General features: G+C 69.7%; 7 protein-coding genes. 6 read left to right on the top strand and 1 reads right to left on the bottom strand.

The window, feature by feature from the left end; all coding sequences use genetic code 11:
- The 6 genes from ACFXKZ_RS47515 to ACFXKZ_RS47490 all read left to right on the top strand — a co-directional run.
- On the top strand, positions 1-1,190 hold a 1,190-nt coding region (locus ACFXKZ_RS47515), incomplete at its 5' end, for a WD40 repeat domain-containing protein (protein WP_380012969.1).
- Entirely contained in the window at positions 1,187-2,071 is an 885-nt protein-coding gene (locus tag ACFXKZ_RS47510) for a hypothetical protein (RefSeq protein WP_380012966.1), read from the top strand. The genes ACFXKZ_RS47515 and ACFXKZ_RS47510, both read left to right, overlap by 4 nt.
- A gap of 244 nt (positions 2,072-2,315) precedes the next feature.
- Complete coding sequence (locus ACFXKZ_RS47505; RefSeq protein ID WP_380012963.1) at positions 2,316-6,728, top strand: AAA family ATPase; 4,413 nt, start codon at positions 2,316-2,318, stop codon at positions 6,726-6,728.
- Positions 6,729-7,256: 528 nt separating this feature from the next.
- A complete protein-coding gene (locus ACFXKZ_RS47500; protein WP_380012960.1) occupies positions 7,257-7,535 on the top strand; it encodes a hypothetical protein in 279 nt (92 codons plus the stop codon).
- A gap of 11 nt (positions 7,536-7,546) precedes the next feature.
- Complete coding sequence (locus ACFXKZ_RS47495) at positions 7,547-7,804, top strand: hypothetical protein (RefSeq protein WP_380012957.1); 258 nt, start codon at positions 7,547-7,549, stop codon at positions 7,802-7,804.
- A gap of 97 nt (positions 7,805-7,901) precedes the next feature.
- Positions 7,902-8,615 (top strand): hypothetical protein, encoded by a 714-nt coding sequence (locus ACFXKZ_RS47490; RefSeq protein ID WP_380012954.1) that lies wholly within the window; start codon positions 7,902-7,904, stop codon positions 8,613-8,615.
- A 32-nt stretch (positions 8,616-8,647) separates the two neighbouring features.
- Here the strand turns inward: ACFXKZ_RS47490 and ACFXKZ_RS47485 are convergent, their stop codons facing one another.
- On the bottom strand, positions 8,648-9,199 hold the full coding sequence (locus tag ACFXKZ_RS47485; RefSeq protein ID WP_380012951.1) for an SDR family NAD(P)-dependent oxidoreductase: 552 nt from the start codon (positions 9,197-9,199) through the stop codon (positions 8,648-8,650).
- Positions 9,200-9,204 lie beyond the last annotated feature (5 nt).

Raw genomic sequence — 9,204 nt, 5'->3', positions numbered from 1 at the left:
TACACGGCGAACTTCTCACCGGGCACACCGAGTGGGTGAATGCGGTGGCCTGCGCGGTGGTGGGCGGGCGCCCCGTCGCGGTGACCGGCTCCGACGATCACACGGTGCGGGTGTGGAACCTGGCCACCGGTCACCAACACGGCGAACTTCTCACCGGGCACACCGAGTGGGTGAATGCGGTGGCCTGCGCGGTGGTGGGCGGGCGCCCCGTCGCGGTGACCGGCTCCGACGACGACACGGCGCGGGTGTGGGATCTGACCACCGGACACCAACACGGCGAACCCCTCGTCGGACACTTCAGTTCGGTGAAGGCCGTGGCGTGCACGGTGGTGGACGGACGACCGGTCGCCGTGACCGGCTCCGACGATCGCACGGTGCGGGTGTGGGATCTGACCACTGGACACCAACACGGTGAACCCCTCGCCGGACCCGAGTGGGTGAATACGGCGGCGCGCGCGGCATCGAGGGGGCGACCGGTCGCGGTGACCGCCCCTGCCACCGGGCACACCAAGTGGGTGAATGCGGTGGCCTGCGCGGTTGTGGACGGGCGACCGGTCGCGGTGACCGGCTCCGACGATCGCACGGTGCGGGTGTGGGATCTGACCACCGGTCGGCTACGCGGCGAACCCCTTACCGGACACACCGGCTCGGTGAATGCGGTGGCGTGTGCGGTTGTGGACGGGCGACCGGTCGCGGTGACCGGCTCCGACGATCGCACGGTGCGGGTGTGGGATCTGATCAGCGGTCGGCCACGCGGCGAACCCCTCACCGGACACACCGACTTCGTGAATGCGGTGGCGTGCGTGGTGGTGGACGGACGACCGGTCGCCGTGACCGGCTCCGGCGACAACACGTTGCGGATCTGGGACTTGACCACCGGTCACCAACACGGCGAACCCCTCGCCGGACCCGACTGGGTGAATGCGGTGGCGTGCGCGGTGGTGGACGGGCGCCCCGTCGCGGTGACCGGCTCCGACGACAACGCGGTGCGGATCTGGGACTTGGGCACGGGACAATGCATCGACCGGATCATCCTGCCCGCTCCCTGCCACGCGCTTGCCTTAGGAGATGGGGATCGGCTGTTCGTCGGATTCGGCGCAGATGTCGTGCTCCTGACACGCGCCTCTCCACCATCGCCGGGACGGCCGGCTCACGGACGCGCCGACACCACCACCCAGGAGGATGCGTGACACAGGCCGTTGTGGGAGTCCACGGCATCGGGAACCTCCGCCGCGGCGAGACCCCCGAGCAAGCCGCCCGAACCCTGGGACGCATCTGGCAGACCCACCTCGCCACCGCCCTGCACCGTGCCGGAGACGGCGGTCCGCCACCCGAGGTGTCCGTGGCCTACTACGCCGACCTGCTCAGCAAGCCCGGCCGACAAGGCACCGGGGACGACCTCGACGACCTGGACCCGGCCGAGGCCGAGTTCGCCCGCCAATGGATGGACGCGTTCGACCTGCCCACCGGCGTCGCCGCGGGCCGGTCTACCATCGAGGTGCGCCAGGCGGCCGAGACCCTCGCGCGTATGCGCGGCATGGGCGCGCCGGCCACCAGGTGGTTCGTCGCGCTCCTGTGCCGGGAGGTCCCCGCCTACCTCGAGAACCCGCACAGTGCCGCCCGCGCCGCCGCCCGTGCCCGCGTCACCGACGCCGTCGAAACCACCGGCGCCCGCGTGGTGATCGCCCACTCCCTCGGCTCCGTCGTCGCCTACGAAGCCCTGTGGGCCCGCCCCGACCTGACGATCGACCTCCTGGTCACCCTCGGCTCACCCCTGGCCCTGCCCCACGCCGTCCTGCCCCGCCTGCGACCCGCACCCGTCGACGGCCGCGGCGCACGACCCCCCGGCGTCGCCCGCTGGGTCAACCTCGCCGACCCCGGCGACATCGTCGCCATCCCCAAAGGCGGGATCGGCCGCACCTTCACCGGCGTCGACACGGACGAACACACCCTCATCCACACCTTCGACTTCCACCTCGCCAAGAACTACCTCGCCCACCCACGCCTCGGCGAAATCCTCCGCGACGCGCCCCCGACACCACCAACGCTCGCGAGCACACGTGAGCTGTGAACACATCCAAGAGACCACCGGTTCCGGCGGTTCGCCGTCGTCTCCCGGCGAACCGATGTCGGCAGGTGAGGCGGGCGAGGCCGATCAGGATGTGAGCTGCGACCGGGGACCGGCGGACCGTCGCCGGAACTTCGCGTACGGCGGACGCGCGAGGCGATACCAGGCGGTCGGATGCGCACGTTCGCTGAGTGCGAGCAGCCGATCACTGGCACTCTGATGCTTCGTTTCGTGGTGGGGGGCGCAGATGGGTGCGGTACGTGCGTTGGCGGTGGGGATCGGCCGGTTCACGGCGGGCGAAGACGGCGAAGTGGTGGTGGGTTCGACGGCATGGGCCGATCTGCCGTTCGTGGACGACGTCGTGCCTTCCGTCGTCGGGGCGTTGGCTCGGCTGGGGTACGACACACATGTCCTCAAGGACGTTCACGCGGCGGAGCTGCGGGATGGTGTGGGTGCCGCGCTTGGGCAGGTTCGGGTGGTCTACGTCGCCGCGCACGGCGAGGGCGATGAGAACGACCCGCAACGCGTGGACGTGGTCCCCGCTGACGCCCTCGTGGGCCGGGACACCGACGTCTCGGGCTGGGTGCGGGACGCGCACCGCCTGGGGAACGCGAGCACACCGACCTTGTTCCTCCTGGACCTGTGCCACTCCGGTCGAGCCGCGACCCTGCCCCACTTGGTCCATCGCGCCCACTCCCCGACGAACGCCTGGGTTATCGCTGCCTCCAGCGGCCGAGAGGCCGCCTACGACGGACGCTTCAGCCGGGTTGTGGCCGAAGTACTGGAGGAGGTCGCCGAAACCGGCCTGGACACCGACCCCGAGCGATCACACGTGTCCTTCACCGCGGTCGCGCGCCGGATCCGCGCGCGCATGGAGCGCTCTCCGGGCCTGGTACAGCACGTGCAGAGCACCGCGATCGAGGCAGCTGCCGACGAACCTCACGTACCGTTCTTCCCCAACCCCAATTACGACCCCGGTGCGCCCGCCTTGGCCGCCGTCGACCCGGCTCTGCGGGTTTTCCTGGATCCGGGCGACGCGCGGCACTTCACTGACAAGGCCGGCACCGCCTTCACCGGACGCCGCACCCAACTCGCCGAACTCGCTCCTTGGCTCGACGACATCGACATCGGTGGCCTGCGAGTGGTCACAGGGAACCCGGGGGTGGGCAAGTCGGCCCTCCTGGGCGCGCTGGCCTGCGCCGCCCACCCCGAACTGGCCGCGCTCGTCCCCCAGGTCCGTCAACGCCTCCAGGCGGGCGACCCGCTCTGCTGCCCGTCCGTCAGCGACCGCCTCGCGGCGGTCCACGCCCGAGGCCGCACCTGTGCGGAGGTCCTGGGGTCCCTCGCACGCCAACTCGTTCCTTACATCGCACCCCGGGAGCGCGCGGTCACCGCCACCACCCTCGCGACCTCCCTCGCTGTGATGGAGGAGATCCCGGCGGTCGTGGTGGACGCCCTGGACGAAGCGACCGAACCGGCCGCGACCTGTGCGGCACTCACCCACCTCGCCCGCGCCACGCGCGAGGACGGTCGACCCGTTGCACGCCTGCTGGTGGGCACCCGTCCCTGGCCCATCTTCGCGGAACTCCTCGAACTCTCCGACGTGCACGACGGATTACTGAACCTGGACCACGCCGAGCCCCGCGAGGTCCGGAAGGACCTCACCACGCACATCACCGGGAGACTGGCCGATCTGGACGCCTACCGTCGCCCGAGGATGCGGACGATCCGCCACGCACTGGCGGACGCCATCGCCGAACGGCTGACCTCCTCGGCCACCGGCGAACAGTCCGAATGGGGAGCATTCCTGGTCGCCGATGTCTTCATCCGGTACCTGACGTGCCTGCCCGCACCGATTGACTCCGAAGAAGCCACACGCATCGGCGAATCCGTCCCCACGACACTGCCCACCGTCCTGGACCTGGACCTGGACGCGCGGCCCCACGGCCGCCACGTCCGTGCCCTGCTGTCCTGCCTGGCGCTTGCCCAAGGCGAAGGCATGCCCCTCGACATCGCCCTGCCGATGACCACCCTGTTCGCACCGGATGCGAATCCCCGACAGAGCAGAACCCTTCTTCCCGACGCCCTGTTCTACCTCCGGGCCACACCCGATACCGACGGAACCCTTCTCTACCGCCTGTTCCATCAAGGACTCGTCGACCACCTCACCCGCCGCCCTCCCGCCCACGGACACCGGGCACCGACACCGGACGAGATGTTCGATCATCTCCTGCACGTCCACACCACGACCGACGGCGCGCTCCGTGGCTGGGACAGCGCCCCGCCCTACCTCCTGCGCCACGCCACAGCACATGCCGAGCATGCAGGCCGGCTCGACGAACTTCTCGTCGACAGCGAATTCCTGGTCCTGGCCAACCCGGCGGTTCTGCTGGCAGCGTTCTCCCGCGCTCGCAGCGACGCGGCCCTGACCGCGCGTGCGGTGTACCGCACCTCCATCGGCATCCACCGTCACGCGGATTCGACGACGCGACGGCGGGTCCTCGCTCTGGATGCCGCCCGCCACAACACCCCGCCCCTGTTGACCGCGCTGAACCGCAAGACGCGATCCGAGGCATGGAAACCTTTGGCGGCCACCGGCGGGACACTGGTTCCCATCGCCCGCGACACCCTCACCGGGCACTCCGGACCGGTACGGGCGCTCGCGTGCACGACCGTGAACGGCCGACCCGTGGTCGTCACCGCTTCGGACGACCACACCGCGCGGGTGTGGGACCTCGCCACGGGCGAAACCGTCGGACGACCCCTGTCCGGACACGCAGGCTCGGTGCGGGCGGTGGCCTGCGCCCGGGTGGGCGGCCGAGCCATCGCCGTCACCGGCTCCAACGACCGCACCGCGCGGGTGTGGGATCTGGCGACCGGAACCAACCCGAGAGAACCCCTGGATCGGCACCTCGGATGGGTATCCGCAGTCGTATACGCCGAGATGGAGGGCAAAACCGTTGCCGTCACCGGCTCCAGTGACCACAGCTCACATCTGTGGGACCTGTCGACCGGCGAATGCCTGGGACGGCGCCTGGGCCGGCGCTACAAGAACCCGACCGGCCGTCGCCGCCTCACCGAAACCGGGCCGGTGAGAGCCCTTGCGGCTGCGACCCTCGACGGCCGGCCCGTCATCGTTACCGGCGGCGGAGACCGCATCGCGCGAGTGTGGGACCTGGCCACCGGCGCCTTCATCGGCAACCCGCTCCACCACGCCAACCCGGTATCCGCAGTGGCGTGTGCGGTGTTCGACAGCCGGCCCGTCGTCCTCACCGGCTCCGGAGACGCCACCGTACGCATGTGGGACCTCGCCACGGGCGAAGCCGTCGGACAAGCCCTCCAACACCCCGGCCATGCGGTGTCCGCGCTGGCCTGCGCGGTCCTGGACGGGCGAACCATCGCCATCACCGGCTCCACCGACCACACAGCACGCATATGGGACCTCGAAACGGGCGAGTTGCTGGGCCGACCGCTGAGCGGACACACCGCGCCGGTGAACACAGTGGCGTACTCGATCGTGGACGGCCACCCCGTGGTCGTCACCGGCTCCGACGACCACACGGTACGGGTGTGGGACGTGGCCGGCGACGAGAGGGGCAAGCCCCCCGCAGGACACAGCAGATGGGTGTCGACGGTGGCCTGTGTGGTCTCCGACGGCCGGCTCATCGCCGTCACGGGATCGCACGACCACACCGTGGGCATCTGGGATTCCACCACCGGTGAACCCTCAGGCAAACGTTTGACCGGACACACCAGATGGGTGGGCGCGGCCGCATGCACGACGCTCAACGGGCGGCCCGTTGCAATCACGGGCTCCGGCGACTGCACCGCGCGCGTCTGGGACGTCGCAACGGGCGAACCCGTCGGCGAACCGCTGAGCGGACACACCGGAGCGGTGAACGCCGTGATGTGCACGACGTTGGACGGCCGACCCGTCGCCGTGACCGGCTCCCACGACCGGACCGCACGCGTCTGGGACTTGACGACGGGCTCCCCCATCGGGGAACCCCTGGACGGACACCCGGGGCCGGTGACGAGCGTGTCGCACTCGATCCACGACGGTCGGCCGCTGGCCATCACCTGCGCCGGCTTTGGTCACAACCGAATGGTGCGGACATGGGACCTCGCCGCGGGCGAGCCCCGCGGTGCAATTCTGCAATCGGGAGTTGGCAAGGTGAACACGGCGGCCTACGCGGTCCTCAATGATCGCCCCGTTGTTGTCACGGGTTCCGGTTCCGCATTCGACGGCGACGTCCACGATGTGCAGGTGTGGGACCTGCTCACCGCCAAACCCCTCGGTGAGCCCTTGAGGGGGCATACTGGGCCGGTGAACGTGGTGACGTGTGCGGTCCTCGACGGCCGGCCCATCGCCGTCAGCGGTTCGGACGACCACACGATTCGAATCTGGGATCTGAGGACACGCGTGTGCGTCGACCGGATCCGGATGCCCGCCGCGGTTCGGGCAGTCGGTTTCGGTGCGCACAACCTTCTCCTGGCGGGCTTCGACGTGGATGTGAGCCTGTGGACTCGGCAACCGCAACCGACCCCGGGATCGGCGGCACAAGACGAGGATGCCGCCGCCCTGGAAGTCTCCTGGAGCTTCGTATCGATGGCACCTTCCGGCTCGCCGCGCATCCGCCCCATTCGCCGACGCACATGACAACGAAGGCATGACGAATCCGATACTCGGTTTCCTTTGACGAGTCGGCGAAGGGGGCACAAGCCGCGCAGCACCAGGAAATCGCACGCGCCCGCACCGTCGGACGAACCCGCAGCCGAACACGCCCTTCCGATGGACCGGAGCATCACAGCGTCGGCATTCTCGCCGGGGGTCGGATCACCGGTGACAGGCTCCCGAACCGGGCCCCACAACGACATGTCCGAGTCGGCCCGACTTCGGTCGCACCGCATCGCCGGTTGCTCTGGCGACATCGGCCGCGTTGCCCTGCTCCCGCCAGCAACCCCATTCAGGGTCAAGGGACCGGGGAGAGCCTAACGCAGCCCTGGGCGACCGGCCGATCCAGCCTGCGGCGGCACCTCGAGCACGCACAACGCATACGTGACCGCCTTCGCCCCGCTTCCGAGAGCGGATGACGTCCGGTGGACCCGTCCATCGAAATGCGTTGGTCGACCTATCAGCTCTCGAGACCACTGGATCCACGTATTCGAACATCTGTACCATAATTTTGTGATCAACGATCCGAAAGACGTGTCGCTGGCCGAGAGGATCACCGCCATGAGGCGTGCTCGTGACGCGCAGAAACAGGCTGCGCCCACGCGTGCGCGGGGCCGTTTTCGGATCGGGACGATCCGGCGGCACACCTGGACACGCGGCACGGGACCACGCGCAATCGTCGTGACGCGGCAAGCCCCGGTCGAAAACGGGGATGCCTGGTCCGCGACAGACCACCTGTGGGCCGAACGTACGCTTCCCCATTTGCTCGACGACGCGGGTTGCCGTTCATGAGGAAACATCAGGTGCTTCACGACCATCCGGAGGTCGCAGCTTGCGTGGTGCGGATGCAACTCGCCGCCGACTTTGAGATGTTGCGCAACGGGTACGCGACCGCGCGGACCTGGTGCGGGAGTCTGGGGCTGCCGCCGCATGCCGTCGACGAGCTCCTGGCGCTGTACGCAACGCTCGGCGCCGCTCAGCACGAGATCATCCGACGCACCGAGATGCCCCTGTCGGGCATCCGAACGCCTGCTCCCCGGCCCGGCGTGCGCCCGGGATAGAGCCTGGGGCGTGTCGGCACCGACGGCTCACGAAGGCGACAGCCCGGCCGCCGGATCGGCCTGGACCAGGTCGGCGGCCGGGTCTACCTTGAAATGCATGCTTCCCGGTGAGCTGGTACGGCCCGGCCCTGACGCTGATACGACCGACCTTGTCTTTCGCGAGAACGGCGGTTCGCGCGGCCGGGCGCTGCTCATCGCCTTTGCTTCAGTGGCGGGACTGCCGATCGTGTTCGGCGGCGCCGGATTCGTGATCACCTTGGTGATGCTCGGCTTCGGCGCCGGCTTCGCCACGGCGCTGCTCGTGGCCGGCCTGTTCGCGGCGGCCGGCTCGCTGATCACCGGCCCGTTCGTTGCGTCCAGGGCACTGCGTCATGTCCGCCGGATTCAGTTCGCCCCGGCGCAGGCCCCAGACCGGTTCCGCTTCGTGCGGGCCGGTCGCCCGGGGCCATGGCTGCCGATCGCCGACCTGGCACGAATTCATCTGTACGAGAGCATCATCGAACCATCCAGGGGGCGTTCGCAGCCGACCGACAGAACGCTGTACGTCGCGACGATGATCGGCGACGGCCACGTCGTGTCGGCTTGCGTCACCCCGGCGCCCCCGGACGCCCTGCGACTGAAGCAGGATCTGGATGCCCTGCTGTCGGCCGTCGGTGTCCCCGTCGAGTTGGAGACATCACGCCGCCGATTGCCCGAGCCTCCGTCGGGACCTTCGCACTCCGGATCGGCTCACGTGGCTGCGATCGTCACCAACATGAACTCGGGCGGTTCAGGCTCCGCCAACACGGGCGGGTCCGCTGGCGGCATGTGATCCGGTAACCGGCGGCGATCCGCCGTCGGCCGTCAGACGCCGTAGCCGCCGTCCACGTCCAGCTTCTGGCCGCTGATAAAACCCGCCCGGTCGCAGGCCAGGAAACAGACCGCCTCGGCGATGTCCGCCGCGCGCCCGAATCGCCGCAACGGGATGTTGCCACGCGTGACGTCCAGCGCGCGCTCGTCCAGGTCACCGCTGTCGATCAGCCGCGCGGCCATGCCGTCGGTGAGCATGCCCGGACCGACGCTGTTCGCGCGCACCCCGAACCGGTCCTCCTCGGCCGCGATGCCACGCACGATCGCCGCGCCCTTCGTACAGGACGACAGGACGCCCCTGACCGGGAATCGGCTCGTCGCCGCGGTCGTGACCGCGACCAGGCTGCCGTTGCCCGCCGCGCGCAGGTGCGGCAGCGACGGGTGCACCAGATTGAAGAACGCGGCCGCGTCGCCCTCGAGTTGCTCGCGATATTGGGTCGGCGTGACCCGACTCAGGTGCAACATCGGCACGTGCGGCCCGGACGCGTACACGACCGTGCGCACGCCACCGAACTCCGCCGCCGCGGCGTCCACGAAGGTCGCCACGGCGC

This window comes from Embleya sp. NPDC059237 (assembly GCF_042754105.1).
Lineage (GTDB): Bacteria > Actinomycetota > Actinomycetes > Streptomycetales > Streptomycetaceae > Embleya.
This window is presented reverse-complemented; position numbering and strand designations above follow the sequence as displayed.